Source organism: Streptomyces sp. SirexAA-E (assembly GCF_000177195.2).
In the GTDB taxonomy this organism is placed as follows: Bacteria; Actinomycetota; Actinomycetes; order Streptomycetales; family Streptomycetaceae; genus Streptomyces; species Streptomyces flavovirens.
Window position 1 is genome coordinate 3798858 of record NC_015953.1, and the last position, 17029, is coordinate 3815886.

At 71.4% G+C, this 17029-nt stretch carries 14 protein-coding genes, 2 tRNA genes and 2 pseudogenes; 10 read left to right on the forward strand and 8 right to left on the reverse strand.

The window, feature by feature from the left end; all coding sequences use genetic code 11:
• Nucleotides 1-62: 62 nt before the first annotated feature.
• A pseudogene (locus SACTE_RS16870) lies at nt 63-561 on the forward strand (tyrosine-type recombinase/integrase); the annotation flags it as partial.
• An 18-nt stretch (nt 562-579) separates the two neighbouring features.
• Here SACTE_RS16870 and SACTE_RS16875 read toward each other — a convergent pair.
• The 5 genes and pseudogenes from SACTE_RS16875 to SACTE_RS16895 form a co-directional block, all read right to left on the reverse strand.
• Nucleotides 580-807 (reverse strand): hypothetical protein, encoded by a 228-nt coding sequence (locus tag SACTE_RS16875; RefSeq protein ID WP_019992467.1) that lies wholly within the window; start codon nt 805-807, stop codon nt 580-582.
• A 534-nt stretch (nt 808-1341) separates the two neighbouring features.
• Nucleotides 1342-1680 carry a hypothetical protein gene (locus SACTE_RS16880; protein ID WP_026358958.1) on the reverse strand — a complete coding sequence of 113 codons (339 nt, stop codon included), beginning with the start codon at nt 1678-1680 and terminating at the stop codon, nt 1342-1344.
• Between the two features lie 48 nt (nt 1681-1728).
• Nucleotides 1729-2017: pseudogene (locus SACTE_RS33295) on the reverse strand (GntR family transcriptional regulator); the annotation flags it as partial.
• A gap of 160 nt (nt 2018-2177) precedes the next feature.
• Nucleotides 2178-2657, reverse strand: a complete 480-nt coding sequence (locus SACTE_RS16890) for a hypothetical protein (RefSeq protein ID WP_014047245.1) — start codon at nt 2655-2657, stop codon at nt 2178-2180.
• A gap of 288 nt (nt 2658-2945) precedes the next feature.
• Nucleotides 2946-3275: a hypothetical protein gene (locus tag SACTE_RS16895; protein WP_014047246.1), complete on the reverse strand. Its 330-nt coding sequence runs from the start codon at nt 3273-3275 to the stop codon at nt 2946-2948.
• A 123-nt stretch (nt 3276-3398) separates the two neighbouring features.
• On the opposite strand from SACTE_RS16895, the gene SACTE_RS16905 reads away from it, so the two are divergent.
• The 6 genes from SACTE_RS16905 to SACTE_RS16930 all read left to right on the forward strand — a co-directional run bounded on the left by SACTE_RS16905 (nt 3399) and on the right by SACTE_RS16930 (nt 8700).
• A complete protein-coding gene (locus SACTE_RS16905) occupies nt 3399-3857 on the forward strand; it encodes a hypothetical protein (RefSeq protein ID WP_176724291.1) in 459 nt (152 codons plus the stop codon).
• A complete protein-coding gene (locus SACTE_RS16910; RefSeq protein ID WP_014047247.1) occupies nt 3854-4675 on the forward strand; it encodes a class I SAM-dependent methyltransferase in 822 nt (273 codons plus the stop codon). The genes SACTE_RS16905 and SACTE_RS16910 overlap by 4 nt, the downstream gene beginning before the upstream one ends.
• Nucleotides 4676-5088: 413 nt before the next feature.
• A complete protein-coding gene (locus tag SACTE_RS16915) occupies nt 5089-5454 on the forward strand; it encodes a hypothetical protein (RefSeq protein WP_014047248.1) in 366 nt (121 codons plus the stop codon).
• 297 nt (nt 5455-5751) lie between these two features.
• The gene (locus SACTE_RS16920) at nt 5752-6063 is read left to right on the forward strand and encodes a hypothetical protein (RefSeq protein WP_014047249.1); all 312 of its coding nucleotides are present in this window, start codon (nt 5752-5754) and stop codon (nt 6061-6063) included.
• Between the two features lie 301 nt (nt 6064-6364).
• Nucleotides 6365-6919 carry a SigE family RNA polymerase sigma factor gene (locus SACTE_RS16925; protein ID WP_014047250.1) on the forward strand — a complete coding sequence of 185 codons (555 nt, stop codon included), beginning with the start codon at nt 6365-6367 and terminating at the stop codon, nt 6917-6919.
• Nucleotides 6920-7053: 134 nt separating this feature from the next.
• Entirely contained in the window at nt 7054-8700 is a 1647-nt protein-coding gene (locus tag SACTE_RS16930) for a long-chain fatty acid--CoA ligase (protein ID WP_014047251.1), read from the forward strand.
• A gap of 76 nt (nt 8701-8776) precedes the next feature.
• On the opposite strand, the gene SACTE_RS16935 is transcribed toward SACTE_RS16930, so the two are convergent.
• Together SACTE_RS16935 and SACTE_RS16940 are read right to left on the reverse strand one after the other, a co-directional pair.
• Nucleotides 8777-13009 (reverse strand): PAS domain-containing protein, encoded by a 4233-nt coding sequence (locus SACTE_RS16935; RefSeq protein WP_014047252.1) that lies wholly within the window; start codon nt 13007-13009, stop codon nt 8777-8779.
• A gap of 255 nt (nt 13010-13264) precedes the next feature.
• Entirely contained in the window at nt 13265-13744 is a 480-nt protein-coding gene (locus tag SACTE_RS16940; RefSeq protein ID WP_014047253.1) for an SSI family serine proteinase inhibitor, read from the reverse strand.
• 315 nt (nt 13745-14059) lie between these two features.
• Here SACTE_RS16940 and SACTE_RS16945 point away from each other — a divergent pair.
• Together SACTE_RS16945 and SACTE_RS16950 are read left to right on the forward strand one after the other, a co-directional pair.
• A tRNA-Ser gene (locus SACTE_RS16945) sits at nt 14060-14150 on the forward strand.
• Between the two features lie 228 nt (nt 14151-14378).
• Nucleotides 14379-14451 (forward strand) — tRNA-Arg (locus SACTE_RS16950).
• Between the two features lie 198 nt (nt 14452-14649).
• Here SACTE_RS16950 and SACTE_RS16955 read toward each other — a convergent pair.
• A complete protein-coding gene (locus SACTE_RS16955) occupies nt 14650-15342 on the reverse strand; it encodes a DUF4232 domain-containing protein (protein WP_014047254.1) in 693 nt (230 codons plus the stop codon).
• A 771-nt stretch (nt 15343-16113) separates the two neighbouring features.
• Here SACTE_RS16955 and SACTE_RS16960 point away from each other — a divergent pair.
• The gene (locus tag SACTE_RS16960) at nt 16114-17001 is read left to right on the forward strand and encodes a DUF2797 domain-containing protein (protein WP_014047255.1); all 888 of its coding nucleotides are present in this window, start codon (nt 16114-16116) and stop codon (nt 16999-17001) included.
• The last annotated feature ends 28 nt before the right edge of the window (nt 17002-17029 follow it).

A 17029-nucleotide genomic window follows, 5' to 3' on the forward strand; every position in this document is an offset into this window, starting at 1 on the left:
CCGGTTCACGACGGTCGAGGCAGAAGTACCGGACGCGCTCTCCGCCGACTCATTGATCGCAGCCGCAGACCGAGCCGCACATCCTCCACCCCGCTGGAAGCCTCACGGATCGTGCGCAGTGCGACGAAACCGCGTGACCTGCTGATCTCCTTGCTCGCCTACGCGGGTCTGCGGGTCGGGCCGTCACTCGCGGCGCGGATCGGCCGGCACCTGGAGACGCTGGCCGGTGGGGAGGACGCTCTCCTGTTCGTCACGCCTGGAGGCAAGCCTCTGCGCTACAACCAGTGGCGCAAGGCCTACTTCGACCCTGCGGTTGCGGCGGCTGGGCTAACCGACGTCACGCCGCACGATCTCCGCGCCTCGCACGGCACGTGGGTCGCCGACCGGTACGGCGTCATGACCGCAGCCCACAGGCTCGGGCACTTGAACGCGAGCGTGACCACTCGGCACTACGCCCGACCGGTTGCTGGCCGTGACGACCAGGTGGCGGCGGCGTCGGACTCCTGGCTCAGCGGGTCGGACGCTGAAAACGACAGCTCGGCGTCCGCTGCGTCGGACTGACTGCCACTCCCCACCGGCTCAGTCCGACGACCTCTGATCATGAAGCGAAGCGTCTTCGGGTGCCGGGTCTTCAGGCGGTCTGCGGTAGCGGCCCATGCTGGCCATGATCAGAAAAGTTCCGGCTGGGGCTGCCAGCCCGGAGGCCAGGGGAAAGTCGTCCTTCACCAAATTGAACAGGACGAGCACGCCGATGAGGCCAGCGATCAACAGAGGACGTCGGATGATGTGCCGCCCGACCATCTTCATGCGTTGACCTGCCCGAGCGCGTGTGAGTCGTTCCCACTCTGACGCTGCCATGCCACCACCTTAGGGCTGGTCCATGTGTCCGGCGCCCGGATCGGCCCGCTTGGTCAGATGCTCGCGGGAGTTGACCCCGGGGCTCGGAGGGGCTTCCCAGCTGAGCGCTTTTCCTGGGGCGGTCGTTGAGCTCGGCGGCGACGGCGTCCACGTGGTGGCGGGGCACGATCGCGAGCGAGGGGCACGCAGCGGACACGATGGCGTCGACAACGGTTCCGTCTCGGGGCCCTTACTTGTCTGACCTGCGACGGAGCCCAGAAGTCGCCCGACCGGCAAAAGGTCTTGAGTACCGTCGTGGCGCGAGTCACCGTGGGTTTGCATCCCACACCCACCGCAGGCGAGAGGCCCCTGACCAGTACGTATGGTCGGGGGCCTCTGCCATGCCCGTTCCCCACCGGCACCGCCGTTCCCCCTGGTTTCCCGCTCTGTCGGGCGCGGAAGGGGGCACGTGGGGGCACCGAGACAGATGTCAGCACCTGCGCCTCAGTCACCTGCGAACCACACATAGCTGCCCGGGGTGGCCGCGCACTGTTCGAGGACCGCCGCGAGATCGTCCAGTGCCGCGCGCTGGCGCTCGTCCGCGCACTGTTCTCTCAGGAGGGGCACTTCGACGAGCGCTGCTGCGGCTTCTTGCTCGTTCATCACCGTGTCTCCGTAGAGATCGACGGCTGGAAGGCGACCAGGGACGCCGAGATAGTGAAGCGACCCAAGCGCGTCGGCCAACGCCTCGGCGTACCCGTAGCAACCTCGCAAGAACGTCCTGCGTGCCTTCTTCCAGTTGCGCGCCGGGCGAGCAGAGTGCAGTTCCACATCGATTCCCACGCACGCATCATGCCCGCTCCGACGTTTCCGGCAAGGGGGTACGGCCGCTCAGCGAGGGATCGGGATCTCGTAGACGATCTCGCAGTGTGCTGCGGGCCCACGATGTCCGCAGTCTCTACGGGGCGGCCTTGGTCGCTGTAGTACGTCCTCGGCGCTCGCGTGCCGGGGTTCGGGCTGCTCCACCGCATGGCTGACGGTGACTCCGCTCGCGGTCGTGCGGTTCACGACTCCCGCCCCGGCATGCGGCTCTCCCTCAGGGGAGGACGACGAGTGTGCCGGCGGTGAGGTCGTACGGCTCCCAACTCGTCGACAACCGCACCGGCCTGCCGTCCGCTACGCCCGGCCCGTGGCTGGTCGTGACGACGAGGTGGCGGAAGCTGACGATGGAGGCTCTGTGCACGGCGCTTCGCGCTGATGACCATTTCAGGCCCGCTCGATCGGCCCCCGACCGTAGACGCGGGCAGTGGCCGATGTGCGTCGCGGCCCCCTACCAGACTTCACCGGATCCGGATGCTGCTCGATATCGTCAGATCTGCTCGTGCTGCCTCATGGAGCCCGTTCAGGGCCTCCACCAGTGGAATCGGGCGGAGTTCGGTCATTCCGCTCGAAGGAACCCGGGCCATTCTCAGCAGCTCCCACGTCCGCTGGTTGACGGCGTGGGCAGCGGTGGCAGCCTTTGCGTCGCTCAGCAGGATGAAGGTCTCGAAGAGGATCGATCTCCTGTTCTCGCTCTCCTCCATCGCCGCCAACGCTCCAGACGCGTCCGCTCCCTGCTCACGGGCCCGTCCGGCATCCATGGCGGCCCTCTGAATCTCCTTGATGCAGGTCACGTACTCGATATACGTGTCTAGCTTTCGCTCGTCCCATCGTGTGGCCATCTCCCTCCGGAATTTGGCCCGTTCGGCGACGGCGGTGGCGAAGTAGGACGTCAAGGCGCCGATGAGAACGCCGACCAAGGTGAAGATCTGGGTGGCCATGATTGACAACGTACCTTCGCGGAAGGTCACGGCCGGGTCGCTGACAAGGCGGTGGGCATGATCACGAGTGAGGGGCACGCAGCGGGCACGACGACAGTGGCGACGGCGTCCTGGTGTACCCGTACCCGTACCCGGCTGACCAGCGGACTAGCCCAACACCCGCTCCACCGTCGAAGGGTCTTGAAAACCGTCGTGGCGCGAGTCACCGTGTGTTTCATAACCCACACCCACCGCAGCAGGTCAGAGAACGTGCTGAAGCGAGACGCCAGGTCTCGTGCGGGCTTGCGATCAGTTGGTGCACGAGACCTCCTCCGGGGCGTCTTCCCAGGTGTGCTGCTTGGCGTGGTCGGTGAACAGGCAGCAGCCCTCGCCGTCAGGGCCCGGGGCGGTCACCGGGCAGTCCGGCAGTACGACGAGTTCCGTCTCGTCCGCCCCGTGCCATCGGAGCCACAGCGCGGTGGCGTACGCGCCGGTGTCGGTGAGGAGACCGAAGTGCTCACCCTCGTCGTGCGCGGACAGCTGGCACTGCACGGCCCTGTCGATGTACGGGGCGGCCGTCTCCTCCCGTGCTTCCCGTGCCAGGTCGAGGGGCACTCGGCGCCAGTGCGGGCAACGCATCACGACACCATCCGGAAGGACACGACGGCGTTCCGGGCCTGCTGCGAGCAGCGGGGGCAGACGCACGGCGGGTAGCGGCCCGGGTTCTCCGGGGCCACCGGGTCCTCGCCCACGCGTACCTCCGTGCGAGGTCCCCACGTCTGGCCGGAGTCGCCCGACGAGTTGCCCGGGGTCTTCTCGTTTCCCGAGGCCAAGCAGTGGGCCTACGCCGGGACCACCCTGTTGGCCGTCGGGGGCGACGAGCAGATCCGGCAGGCTGTAAGCGCGTCCAATCGCGCCGTGGAGCTGTACCAGGCCGGGCCGGAAGGCGACCGCTCCCTCGGCGATCTACAGGCCGCCCATCTGGACCTGGCCACGGCCTACCTTGCCAGCGGTGACGTCGAAGGGGCCGGTGCGAAGCTCTCGGAGGTGTTCGGCGCCGAGGGATACACGGCGAGTATCACCATCAGGCTTCGCAATCTGGCCGCGCTCCTCGGAAGCGAGCCGTACCGTGGCGCACAGTCGGCAGTTGATCTCCGCGCGCACATTCACGAGGTGACAGTCCGGCCCGCTCTCGCCGCCGATCCTACGGAGCCCCGATGACCGCCCAGCCCAGGCATGATCATTCGGTGACCGATCGCAGCCTTCTTTCCAGCAAGGCGTACGGCACGGGTCAGCACCTGGCCGCCCGCCAGTCCCTCTATCAGTGGCAGACCCCGAGCCACGATCTTCCGGGCATCGTCGTTGACGAACTGGCCGTCGTAAGAGGCGCGGTCGCGGACGTGGGTTGCGGTAACGGGAGGTTCGTCGCCCGGCTACGAGAGGACCGCCCCGACCTGAACGTGCTGCCCATGGACGTCTCTCACGGCATCCTCTGCGCCATCCCTGGAGCCGTCGTCGCGGACGTCCAACAGCTGCCCATCGCGGATGGGCTCCTCGGCGCGGTTCTTGCGCTGCACATGCTGTACCACGTCGAGGACCAGGCCCAGGCCGTGCGGGAGTTGGGCCGCGTACTGGCACCCGGCGGCATGGCGATCGTCTCCACGAACAGTCATGCCGACAAGCGTGAACTGGAGCACCTTTGGCGCCAGGCCGCAGGCGATGTGCTGGGCATCCAGGAGGGCCCGGCCCGAGTGCAGTTGTCAGCCCGCTTCACCCTGGAGGATGCGCCGGCGATCCTCGGTAGGGTCTTCGGCGAGATCCGCACGATCCCCCTTCCCGGGGTGATCGAGGTGACCGACGCCGAACCGGTCGTCGCGCATTTGGCCTCGTACGAAGCCTGGGCGGACAAGATGGGCGTTCCGTTCCTGGAGACGATCGAGCGCGCCCGGGAGCGGGTCGACGAGACCATTCGGGCAGAGGGCGTTTTCCGTGTCAGGTGCCTGGGCGGCATACTCGTCTGCAAGGGGCCAAAGCAATAGGTTGCACCTTTTTCTGGCCCAGCGGATCCGACGTGGACCGCCATCGGCGGCGGGGAGTCCCTGGTACGGAAAAACAGCAGGCCAACCACGTCGAGGACGCTTCCCCCCCGCACTCTCGTGAAAACCGTCCCGGCGCGAGTCGCCGGGGGCAGATCCCACATACACCGCTTGCAGGTCGGCGTAGACGCTGATCAGCAGGGGCGTCTCTCACGTAGAGGCGCCCCTTTCGCGCCCCGTCCGCCCGTCCGCTCCTCCGCCCGCCCCCGTCGGCGCACGTGCCGACGGGGCGATCCGGCCGCTGCCGGTCACGGGTGTTGTGGCCTCGGGGGCGCGTCGATCGCGCGTCACGTCTGGGTCAGGAGGCGCACGTGCGCCTACCCTGAACCCAGCAGCACAGGGGGAAGGGGAAACCAATGAGTTGGTTCTGGGTGCTACTCATCATCTTCTGGACGGGGGGCTTCGCGTGGGTGGCCGACAACACCCGCACCGCTCTCCGTAACCGGCACGAGCGCAAGATGGAGATGCTGGAGGCGGCGAAGCAGGAGCGGTTGGCTCTGGAGGCCGCGCACCAGCCGCCGGAGCCGGTGTGCGGGTGCACGCATCACCTCGCCAAGCACGACAAGCAGGGCCGGTGCCATGAGCGGGTCGAGGCGCCGACGGCCTGGGACGAGAACAAGAAGCCGCTGCGGTACGAGGCCGGCCAGTGCAACTGCCAGCAGTACGTGGGGCCGCAGCCCCTGTCGCAGGTGTTCGCCGAGGAGCTGACCGACAGGGCCTGAGAGGGCGTCTCGTCGTGCTTCACCGGGACGAGGAGAGGGTCGCGAGCCAAGGGGCTGCGGCCCTCTTCCGCCGTTCCCGAGGCGGAGTGCGCGGGGGAACGCGATCAGTTGGATGCCCGCGTGAGGTTTATCGGGTGTTCATCACGCTTGCGGGGGAATCGGGTGGCCCGTGAGGTTCGCCGGGGAGCCGTTGGGCACTTTTGGTCTCGCGACGTCGTGATCGTAAAAGCCCAACAGTCGGACCAGTCGAATCACGCGGTATCGAAGCCAACTTCTCGTTTCCCGGAGGAAATTGACATGGCCAACACCCGTACTGCTCGCGCTCTCGCCGCCGTTGCCGCTCTGCCTCTCGCCGCCGCCCTGTTCGGCGGGGTCGCGGTGGCCGACAACGGCTCGTTCGCGAACGACGGTTCGAACGCCGCGGTGGCGACGATCGGGTCCGGTGGCGTCGGTGGGAACAACTCGGGCAACTCCTCCACCTCGCTCCAGCAGGCCACCGGCGACGGCGCGTCGAACCACAGCAACGCGGCGCAGGTGAACGGCTCGGCCTTCACCTCGATCGACCAGTCCACGGACATCGTCGCGGTGTACTTCTCGCCGCTCTGGTGAGACCGGCGGGCAGTGGGGCGGGCCCGGTGAGGTGTCGCGGTGGCACGGCGCCGACGCGTGGGTCCCGGGGCGCCCCGCCGCCGTGACGCGACGCACGGGGGAGGGGAGCGGCGGGCGGGTCGTCCAGGGGAGCCGTCCGGGAGGAGGGGCCGGGTGCGCGCCAGGGTGAGGACCCTGAGACGGCCCGGCCGCCCTCCACCTTCAGGAGGTGGGGCCCGCCCTACCCCTACAACCTGAGGCGGACCCGGCTTCGGGACCTGGGGCCGATCCCCCCGCGGCCGCCCGCTCCTAGCGTGGAGACATGACCACGCCAGTCTGCACCGGCGCCTCCAGGGCGTACGCCGCCCCCGCCGGACACCGCCGCTACGCGTCGTTCTCGTCGTACGTACAGGCGCGGGGGCCTGTACTGCTGCGGACCGCCCGCTCCCTCACCGCGAACCCCAGTGACGCCGAGGATCTGCTGCAGACCGCTCTGACCAAGACGTACGTCGCCTGGGAGCGGATCGAGGACCACCGCGCGCTCGACGGGTACGTGCGCCGTGCCCTGCTCAACACCCGCACCTCGCAGTGGCGCAAGCGCAAGGTCGACGAGTACGCCTGCGGGGAGGTCCCCGAGAAGGAGGCCCCGCCGGCCCCCGACCCCGCCGAGCAGCAGTCGCTGCGCGACGCGATGTGGCGTGCCGTCCTCAGGCTCCCGGACCGGCAGCGGGCCATGGTCGTCCTGCGGTACTACGAGGACCTCAGCGAGGCGCAGACGGCCGAGGTGCTCGGCGTCTCCGTCGGCACGGTGAAAAGCGCCGTCTCCAGGGCGCTCGGGAAGCTCCGGGCGGACCCTGAGCTGGCTCCGGTGCACTGAGCGGGAAGGGCGGCCGACGCCCCGAATTCACCCGCTTCACCGATTCGTACTCCCGGAAGTAGTGACATACCGCTTGGTATGTGCGCAGAATCAGCGCAACCTTACTGCCGCGTAGCGCCCACCGGGAGGACGCCGTGCTGAGCACCATGCAGGACGTACCGCTGACTGTCACCCGCATCCTGTCGCACGGGATGACCATCCACGGGAAGTCGCAGGTGACGACCTGGACCGGCGAGCCGGAACCGCAGCGGCGGTCCTTCGCCGAGATCGGCGCGCGGGCCGCGCAGCTCGCCCACGCCCTGCGCGACGAACTCGGCGTCACGGGCGACCAGCGGGTCGCGACGCTGATGTGGAACAACGCCGAGCACGTCGAGGCCTACTTCGCGATCCCCTCCATGGGCGCCGTGCTGCACACCCTCAACCTGCGTCTCGCCCCCGAGCAACTGGTCTGGGTCGTCGCCCACGCCGACGACCAGGTCGTCATCGTCAACGGTTCACTGCTGCCGCTGCTGGCTCCGCTCCTCCCCCACCTGCCGTCCCTCCGGCACGTGGTCGTGACCGGCCCGGGCGACCGTTCGGTGCTCGACGGCGCCGCCCCGCGGGTGCACGAGTACGAGGAACTGCTCGCCGGCCGGCCCACCGCCTACGACTGGCCCGATCTGGACGAACGCCAGGCCGCCGCCATGTGCTACACCTCCGGGACCACCGGGGACCCCAAGGGCGTCGTCTACTCCCACCGCTCCATCTACCTGCACTCCATGCAGGTCAACATGACCGAGTCGATGGGGCTGACGGACAAGGACACCAGCCTCGTCGTCGTCCCGCAGTTCCATGTGAACGCGTGGGGGCTGCCGCACGCCACGTTCATGACCGGTGTGAACATGCTGATGCCGGATCGTTTCCTCCAGCCGGCCCCGCTCGCCGAGATGATCGAGAGCGAGAGGCCGACGCACGCCGCCGCCGTCCCCACCATCTGGCAGGGGCTGCTCGCCGAGGTCACCGCCCACCCACGCGACCTCAGCTCCATGGCCCGCGTCACCATCGGCGGCGCGGCCTGTCCGCCGTCCCTGATGGAGGCGTACGACAAGCTCGGTGTCCGTCTCTGCCACGCCTGGGGCATGACGGAGACGTCCCCGCTCGGCACCATGGCCAACCCGCCCGCCGGACTGACCGCCGAGGAGGAGTGGCCGTACCGCGTCACCCAGGGACGTTTCCCGGCCGGGGTGGAGGCGCGGCTGGTCGGACCGGGCGGTGAGCACCTGCCGTGGGACGGCGAGTCCGCGGGCGAGCTGGAGGTGCGCGGCTCCTGGATCGCCGGTGCCTACTACGGCGGGGCGGGCGGCGAGGACCTGCGCCCCGAGGACAAGTTCAGCGAGGACGGTTGGCTGAAGACCGGCGATGTCGGCGTGATCAGCGACGAAGGGTTCCTCACCCTCACGGACCGGGCCAAGGACGTCATCAAGTCCGGTGGCGAGTGGATCTCCAGCGTCGAACTGGAGAACGCGATCATGGCGCACCCGGACGTGGCCGAAGCCGCGGTCGTCGCCGTCCCCGACGACAAGTGGGGCGAACGCCCCCTGGCGACCGTCGTCCTCAAGGAAGGCGCCACCGCCGACTACGCGGCGCTCAAGGCCTTCCTCGCCCGGTCCGTCGCCAAGTGGCAGTTGCCCGAACGCTGGACGATCATCCCGGCGGTGCCGAAGACGAGCGTGGGCAAGTTCGACAAGAAGGTGATCCGCAGGCAGTACGCGGACGGCGAGCTCGACGTCACCCGGCTCTGAGCCACGGTCCGACGCACGACGAGGGCGGTACGGGTCTCCCGTACCGCCCTCGTCCCGTGACGTGCCGTCGGGCGCGTCAGTTCGTCCCTATCTTCGCCAGCAGGTCGACGATCCGGGCCTGTACCTCGTCGCTCGTCGAACGCTCAGCCAGGAAGAGCACGGTCTCGCCCGAAGCCAGCAGCCCGAGCTCCGACGCGTCGAGGCCGGCCGAGGTGTAGACGACGAGCGGCGTACGGTTCAGCGCGCCGTTGGCCCGCAGCCAGTCGATGATCCCCGCGCGCCGGCGGCGTACCTGCATCAGGTCCATCACGACCAGGTTCGGCCGCATCCGGCCGGCGAGCTCGACCGCCTCGCTGTCGCCGGCGGCCCGGGCCACCTGCATCCCGCGGCGTTCCAGCGTCTCCGTGAGGGCGAGCGCGATCTCCTCGTGCTCCTCGATCACCAGCACACGCGGCGGGTGCTGGTCGCTGTCGCGCGGTGCGAGCGCCTTGAGGAGCACGGCGGGGTCGGCGCCGTACGCGGCCTCCCTGGTCGCCTGCCCCAGACCGGCCGTCACCAGCACCGGCACCTCGGCTGCCACGGCCGCCTGGCGCAGCGACTGCAGGGCGGTACGGGTGATCGGACCGGTCAGCGGGTCGACGAAGAGCGCGGCGGGGAAGGCCGCGATCTGGGCGTCGACCTCCTCCCGGGAGTGGACGATCACCGGACGGTAGCCGCGGTCGCTGAGCGCCTGCTGTGTGGTGACGTCCGGCGCGGGCCAGACGAGGAGCCGGCGCGGGTTGTCCAGCGGCTCCGGGGGCAGCTCGTCGTCGACGGGCTGCGGCTGCGGACGGTTGGCCACCTCGACGGCTCCTCCGGGCCCGTCCAGCGGCTCCGGGCCCTCGGCTCCCTCGTCCGGTGCGCCTATCGCGTAGGCGCGCCCCTCGGAGGCGGGGGCGGACAGCAACTGCCCGGACCCCGAACCCTGCGTGGTCCCGCCCGGAGGCGCGCTCACGGGCCCGGACTGCGGCGGTACGGGAGCGGGCGCCGGCGGCGCGGGAGTCTGCTGTGCGGACCGGGGCGGTACCGGCTGCGGAGGCGCGGGCTGTCCGGCCGGGGCCGGAGGCTCCGCGGCCGGCGGGGCGGCGAGCTTGCGGCGCCGGCCGGCACCGCCGAGCGTCTGGTTCTGCTGGTGCGCCAGGTGCTGCGCGAACGGCACCCCCTGCCCCAGGGTCCGGACGCTGAAGGCACGGCTCTGCGCGGAGTCCGACGACGCGGACGTCGGCGCCTCGGCAGGCAGCGGCTGGCGCCGCGCGTCCGGTACGGGACCGGAAGCGGCGTCCGGGTGCGGACCGGCCGCGAGGGTGCCGGTGGTGTGCGTGGTGCCGTCGGGGACCCCCCACGGCGCGTCGGCGGCCGGAGCGGGCGCGTCGTCCTGGTCCGTGAGCACGGCCGGACCCTGCCCCGACGCGCCGGCCTCCACCCAGTCGGGCTGCGGCGGGACGGCCGGCAGCGGCTGTCCGGGCACGGGATGACCGGGCCGGACGGCGGCCGGCTGCTCCGGGACGTCCGTACGAGGCGCCCTGCGGCGGCCGGACGGTACGGGGTGGGCCTGCGGCGGGGTGTGGTCGGCGTCGGGCGCCGTGCGTACGGCGTCGTGGCGCTCGGCCGGGACCCCGGGCGCCGTCGGCACACCTTGGTCGCCGGAGGGGCGCCCCGGGGCGCCCGCGCGTCCCGGGACGTCGGGCGCGGGCATGGGGACGCCCGGGGCGACGGGCAGCCCGGGAGCGGGGCCCCCGGGGGCCACGGCGCCGGGCGTCGCGGGCGGCACCCGGTCGGCGTCGGCGGGCGGCAGCGCGAACGCCGTACGCGGTCCCGCCGACTCGGGCGGCGCGGAACGCTCCTGGGACAGCGTGAGGGCCCTGCGGGCCCGTCGGCCGCCGGTCTGCCGGCCCGGCTGACCGGGCTGTCCGGGCTGCGTCGCGGGATCCGGTGAGGCCACGGCCGGAAGGGCGTGCTGGTTCTCGCCCCCCGGGGATGCCTGACGGGCCGCGGTCTCGGGCGGAACACCCTGGGGCGGCACGGTCTGCCCGCGCTGCGGGCGGCCGGTGTTGCCCTGGGCACCCTCGGCCGCCGTCACCACGGACCCCTCGGACGGGGCCCCGACCGGCGCCGGCAACGCGAGTGCCTGCCGGGACTGTTCGCCCGGAGCGGCCGCCTCCGTACCCGACTCCGCCGGGCTGGGGCGGCCACGCCTGCGCCCGGAACCCTCACCCTGCCGGGGCGGGGCCGCCTCCGCAGCCTGCGCCTCATCGGCCGCCACGGCACGACGTGCCCTGCGCCGCCCCGTGGGCTCGGCCACCGGGACGTCCACGGAGTCGGCGGGGCCGTCCGCCACGGGGCTCTCCAGGAACGCGTCCGTCGACGACCTGCGCGCCCGGCGCCGACCGCCCGGCGCGGGCTGCGCTTCGGACTCCGCGACGGCCTGCCCGGGCACGGCCGGTCCCGCTACGGACGCGTCCGGCACGGCGGGCGCCTCGGCCGCCGGAAGCGGCGCCGGAGCGGACACGGCGGGAGGTACCGGGGCCGCCACCGGGCCGGAAGCCGGTTCAGGCATCGGGGCGGGAGAGGGCTCGGACACCGGTGCGGCCGCCGGTTCGGGCGGAGGCGCGATCGTTCCCGCGCCCGCGCCGATCGGCACCTCCAGGACGTACGCACTGCCGCTCATCCCGGGCATCTCGTGCGTCTGGAGCACCCCGCCGTGCGCCCGGACGATGCCCCGGACGATCGGTACGTGCACCGGGTCGCCCCCGGCGAACGGCCCCCGCACCTCGATCCGGACGACGTCACCCCGCTGCGCCGCCGCCACGACGACGGTCGAGTCGACATAGCCGCCACCCGGCACCGGCCTCGCCCGGCCCGTCGAGTCGACCCCGGCCACGTCGGCCACGAGGTGGGCGAGCGCCGTGACCAGCCGGGCCGCGTCGACCTCGGCCTCGATCGGCGGCGCGTGCACCGCGAACTGCGCCCGGCCCGGCCCGATCAGCTCGACCGCGCCGTCGATGCCGGCGGTCACCACCGAGTCGAGCAGCACGGGCTGCTTGGTCAGCTCCTCGGCGCCGCTGTCCAGCCGCTGGTAGCCGAGGACGTTGTCGACGAGCGTCGCCATCCGGGCGTAGCCCGCGGCGAGGTGGTGCAGGATCTGGTTGGCCTCGGGCCAGAGCTGGCCGGCCGGGTCGGCGGCGAGCGCCGAGAGTTCGCCGCGCAGCTCCTCCAGCGGGCCGCGCAGGGACTCACCGAGGACCGCGGTCAGCTGGGTGTGCCGTTCGCCGAGGCTGGTGAGCCGCTCGGTCTTCTCCTCCAGCTCGGATGCGTACCGCTCGGTGCGGTCGGCCAGTTCGGCCGTGTGCGCCTCGGTGAGCGCGGTGGTCTCGGCCTGGTGGCGCTCGGTGAGCTCGGCGATCTCGGCGGCGTGCCGCTCGGTGAGCCGCTCGGTCTCGGCCGTGTGCTGCTCGGTCAGTTCCTCGTACGGCCTGCGGTCGGTGAACGTCATCACGGCGCCGACCAGTTGGTCGCCGTCGCGCACCGGCGCGGTCGTCAGGTCGACCGGCACCGCCGCGCCGCTCTTGGCCCAGAGCACCTGACCGCGCACCCGGTGCTTGCGGCCCGACTTGAGCGTGTCGGCCAGGGGTGATCCGTCGTACGGGAAGGGCTCGCCGTCCGCCCGCGAGTGCAGGACGAGGGTGTGCAGCTCCTTGCCGCCCAGGTCGCTGGCGCGGAAGCCGAGGATCTGCGCGGCGGCGGGATTGACCAGGACGACCCGGCCGTCCATGTCCGTACCGACGACGCCCTCGGAGGCGGCGCGCAGGATCATCTCCGTCTGCCGCTGCGAACGGGCCAGCTCGGCCTCGGTGTCGACGGTGCCGGTGAGATCCCGGATGACGAGCATGAGCAGCTCGTCGCCGGTGTAACTGGAGTGGATGTCGTTGTAGGCGGCCTGACCGCTGTCCAGGCTCGCGCTGGTGACCTCGACGGGGTACTCGGTGCCGTCGGTCCGGCGCGCGATCATGCGCCTGGGCTTGGTCCTGCCCTGCTCGTCCGCAGCATCCGGCCTGCGCATCGACCCCGGGATCAGCCTGGAGTCGAACTCCGGCAGCAGATCCAGCAGTCCGCGCCCCACGAGCGCGGTGCCCGGGGTCTCGAACATCTCGAGGGCGATGGTGTTGGCGTTGACGACCGTGCCGTTGCAGTTGACGAGCAGGAGCCCGTCCGGGAGGGCGTCGAGTATGGCTGCGAGGCGAGCAGCGCCTCGGGATGGCCTGCTGCTCACGAGACGCTTCCTCCCTGATTACCGCACCGTGCTGACGGCTGGACCCATTTCGTCGCGTGGGCCTCGGACCGTCATGGAAGGAGTCTAAAGGCAGGGAGGGGCGGTGGGGCGGCGGATGAGGGGGAGCTCTCACCAAGGTTCTGTGCACGCGGCGTACGCCGGTGGCCTGTGCCGGAGGCCGCGCGCTCCCTGTGACATGCGTAGATGCCCCTCGGGCGATCACCCGAGGGGCGGGTACGGCGGTTACCGCGCCGGCTACCGCGCGGTGGGGAGCACGGGCACGAGGTTGTTCCAGCGGGAGATCTCGCAGCCGTTGGCGCGGCTGAACCGGGCGTCGATCGGCTGCCCTTGCCAGGTGCCTTCGACCCGGGCGGCGGCGGGCCCGCCTGCCTGCATGGTGCACATGGCGTTCCGGTCCGTCGGTACGAAGGGGTTCTTGCCCGACTGCTCCGCCTCGTCCAGCAGGTCGCACGCCCGCTGGGCCTGGGGGTGGCTGCCGCCCGCAGGGCCGCACTCCAGCTCGAAGGTGCCGTCGGCCGTGGGATTGCCGGAGTCCGAGACGGTGACGGTGAGCCGGGTCCCGTCGGCGGGCTCGGCCGGGGAGAGCAGCCGGTCGTGCTGGAGCACCGGGAGCGGAGGCAGCGGCAGCAGGGGCGTGACGGCGGTGGCGGCGGGCGCGGCGGCGGACAGCGCGGCGAGAGAGGCCACGGCGGTGAGGGTGAGGCGGCGCAGCATGAGGGGAGCTCCTGTGTGTTCTGGCGCGCCGTCGGCGCGCCGGTACCGCTCCGGCGTGCGCCATGTGGGCGTACGCGCGCGGGGCGGGTGGGCGGTGGCGGACAGAGGGCGGAGCCCTCGCCTTCTCTAACGCTCCGGACGCCCGCACGTTGCGCAACTCATGGGGGCCGAACGGGGACGCGCCCGCCGGTGACCCGCCCGCAGGGCGCTTTGCCTAGCCGCCCACCTGCCTAGTACCGTGAGCCGCGATTGGTGACAGCACGCTCGACTGTGTCATCATCTGCACGCACCACTCGCGTTCGCGCGAGGTGTGCTGGAGGCGTCGCCTAGTCCGGTCTATGGCGCCGCACTGCTAATGCGGTTTGGGTCTTAAAGCCCATCGAGGGTTCAAATCCCTCCGCCTCCGCAAGATCCCGAAGCCCCGTGCCCCTGGCACGGGGCTTCGGTCGTGACCGGGCCGTCCCTGGTGTCCCGATCGGGCCCCGAGGTCGTCACTGACGGGCATAACCGCAGGTCAGGGGCTGTATGACTAATGGATTTCGCGTCACGGCGCAGGTCATGTAATGTTGTTCCCGCAACGCCGACCAGGCAGAAAAGCCCGGGGAGCGAAGCCGCCGGGTAAGACCGACGACAAGCACTCGTAGCTTAACGGATAGAGCATCTGACTACGGATCAGAAGGTTGCAGGTTCGAATCCTGCCGAGTGCACAGCAGGCCAGAGGCCCCCAGGAGAAATCCCGGGGGCCTCTGGCGTATGTCCGGACTCGGGGCGTGCCCAGGCCCCGCGGCCCCGACCGGCTCGTCCGGGGTCGGACGGAGCGGGCGGGCCGGGCGGGCCGGGCGGATCGGGTGAGGCCGGGCGGATCGGGTGAGGCCGGGCGGATCGGGTGAAGGGCTGCGTTCAGCTCACTTGCCGGAGCCGACGTGGTAGCCGATGGGGTCCACGAAGACGTCCGGGGAGGTCGTGCTGGGGGCGGCGACGGTGATGGCCAGGTCACCGAGGTTCACGATCGCGGAGATCTTCTCGTCGGGCGGGGTGACCGAGAGCCGGGTGTAGGTCTTGCCGGAGCCGCTGGTGTCCGGGATGTAGTGCAGCAGGAAGCGGGTCTCCTCGCCGGAGGCGATGGTGACGGCGTCCCCCGAGGTGTCGGTGCGGGCCGCGTCGGGGCCGGTGTCGCCCAGGCCGTCGGGGCCCACGAGCTGCACGCCCGGGAAGCCGCGCATGCTGCACGTGCCGGAGCCGTCGTTCTTCAGGTTGACGACGATCTGCTTCTCGTCGGGGTCCTCGACTCCCGTGGGGGAGACGCTGAGGGTGAGATCGTCGGTCTTGCACAGGGCGCCCGATGTCGTGGACCCGCTGTTGGCGGCGAGTTCGCTGCCCTTGCCGGAGGTGGTGGAGGAACCCTTGCCGGATCCGGTGGAGGACGCGGAGGAGGAACCGGAATCCGCGGTCGAGTCCTGGCCGCCGGTGGAGCTGCTCGCGGTGGCGGACCCGCTGGTGTCGGCGGCGGCGTCCGATCCGTCGCCGCCGCACGCGGTCAGCGAGAGACCGGCGGCGGCGACGGCGAGGGCGAGGGCGGACATCTTCTTGACGCGCATCGGTACTCCTGAGAGCGGTGTCCTCGCGCTCGCTCCGGCTGAGCGGGCGCTGTTGTTTCATAGGACACCTACCTGCGGGTGAGGCGTTGCGGTCGACCTCGCATGAAGACGGCCCTGTGACACGTGAGTTGACGCCCTGTTACGGGAAGGCGGAGAAAAGTGCGCATAGCGGACCTACGGCGCGTGCCGACGGTCGCTGAAAGCACACAGAGTGAAAACGGAGTGAAGACGGCCGGGTGGCCGGCCGGTCTCCCGCCGCCCTGCGCCGAGTGGCCCGTGCCCGAGCCGGGCTTCGCCGCGCCCGGCCGCTTGTCGTCATCGTCGCCGGGCAGGCCGGGCTCGGCTTCCCCGGCCGAGCCGGGCTTGCCGCCCGTGGGCAGCAGCGTGAAGTCGTACCGCTTCATCGGGCCCAGGATGCAGGTCTCCGGTGGGGGTGTGGGCGGAGCGCCGACGAGTCCCGATCTGCCGCGGGGTGCCCACGGCCTTCGGAAGCTCGCTTTTCATATGGGTGTCGGCTTCGGGTTCGATCCATGCGGAAACGCATTTGGGGTGAGCCCCGTTCATCGCGACTCCGTCCATGAAACGGATTGCGGCGGCGCGGTCGAGAACTGTTCCCCGGGGGGTGTCCACGGTCGCCTTTGGGAGAGTGTCCGACCGTGATTTCCCCTACCCTTTTCAGATGCCTGTCGGGCGACACGGCGGGCGTCGGCGGCCCGGTCGGTCGGTCGTTCGGTCGTTCGGTGCGGTGACGTGGAGCGGGGAGTTGGACGCATGAGCTGGCACTGCACCGGGTTGAGCTGGCCCGGTGAGGGGCCTGCTGACGGGCCCGTGCTGGGGTGGCGCGGCGGTGACGTCCGGCGGGTGAGCGCCCTGGCGTACGGGCGGGAGCTCGGGTTCCGTGCCGAGGGGGAGCGGCACTGTGTGGGGGCCCGGGGTAATCCGTGCCCCCTGGTGGCCGTGGTGCCGGTCCGGAGTACGGGGGCGCGGTGCCCGGAGTGTGCGCGGCTGGACCGGGCGCACTCGGTGGCCGCCGACACGCTCGCCGACGACCCGCGCCCGTACCGCGTCTATCTCGCCTGGTTCGGGCCCGGGACGGTGAAGGTCGGGATCACCGGGGAGGCCCGGGGCGGGGCGCGGTTGCGGGAACAGGGGGCGGTGGTGTTCAGCTGGCTGGGGCGCGGGCCGCTGATGGCCGCACGGCGTACGGAGGAGCTGCTGCGCGCCGCCCTCGGGGTGCCCGACCGGATCCCGTACGCGCGCAAGCGGGCGGTGCGGGGCGGGCTGCCGGGGACGGAGGAGCGGTCCGCCGAGGTCGAGGGGCTCTACCGGCGGGCCGTGGCGCTGGAGGGGGCCGGGTGGCCGAAGGCCCTGGAGCGGCTGCCGTTCGAGGCCGTCGACCACGCGGGGATCTTCGCCCTCACAAGCGCGGGGGCGCCGGTGCGGGCCGTGAGCGGACTGGTGGACGGCGGCGTCGTGGCCGGGCGCCTGGTCGCGGGGGCCGGGCCCGACCTGTATCTGCAGACCCCGGCCGACGGCACGGTCGTCCTGGACACCCGGCTGATCACCGGCTGGCAGCTGGCCGCTGCCGACGCGCGTGCGGGGGTGAGCGTGCCGCTCGTCGCCGTGGGGGCCGGTGGGGTGCAGGACGGACTGTTCTGAGATCGTCGCGGGCAGGCCAGGCGAAGCC

What these genes read in the sequence shown, in the direction of transcription:
- SACTE_RS16875 (WP_019992467.1), bottom strand. Translation starts at nt 807, where the DNA reads ATGAAGATGGTCGGGCGGCACATCATCCGACGTCCTCTGTTGATCGCT.
- SACTE_RS16890 (WP_014047245.1), bottom strand. Translation starts at nt 2,657, where the DNA reads ATGGCCACCCAGATCTTCACCTTGGTCGGCGTTCTCATCGGCGCCTTG.
- SACTE_RS16895 (WP_014047246.1), bottom strand. Translation starts at nt 3,275, where the DNA reads ATGCGTTGCCCGCACTGGCGCCGAGTGCCCCTCGACCTGGCACGGGAA.
- SACTE_RS16910 (WP_014047247.1), top strand. Translation starts at nt 3,854, where the DNA reads ATGACCGCCCAGCCCAGGCATGATCATTCGGTGACCGATCGCAGCCTT.
- SACTE_RS16915 (WP_014047248.1), top strand. Translation starts at nt 5,089, where the DNA reads ATGAGTTGGTTCTGGGTGCTACTCATCATCTTCTGGACGGGGGGCTTC.
- SACTE_RS16920 (WP_014047249.1), top strand. Translation starts at nt 5,752, where the DNA reads ATGGCCAACACCCGTACTGCTCGCGCTCTCGCCGCCGTTGCCGCTCTG.
- SACTE_RS16925 (WP_014047250.1), top strand. Translation starts at nt 6,365, where the DNA reads ATGACCACGCCAGTCTGCACCGGCGCCTCCAGGGCGTACGCCGCCCCC.
- SACTE_RS16940 (WP_014047253.1), bottom strand. Translation starts at nt 13,744, where the DNA reads ATGCTGCGCCGCCTCACCCTCACCGCCGTGGCCTCTCTCGCCGCGCTG.
- SACTE_RS16955 (WP_014047254.1), bottom strand. Translation starts at nt 15,342, where the DNA reads ATGCGCGTCAAGAAGATGTCCGCCCTCGCCCTCGCCGTCGCCGCCGCC.
- SACTE_RS16960 (WP_014047255.1), top strand. Translation starts at nt 16,114, where the DNA reads ATGAGCTGGCACTGCACCGGGTTGAGCTGGCCCGGTGAGGGGCCTGCT.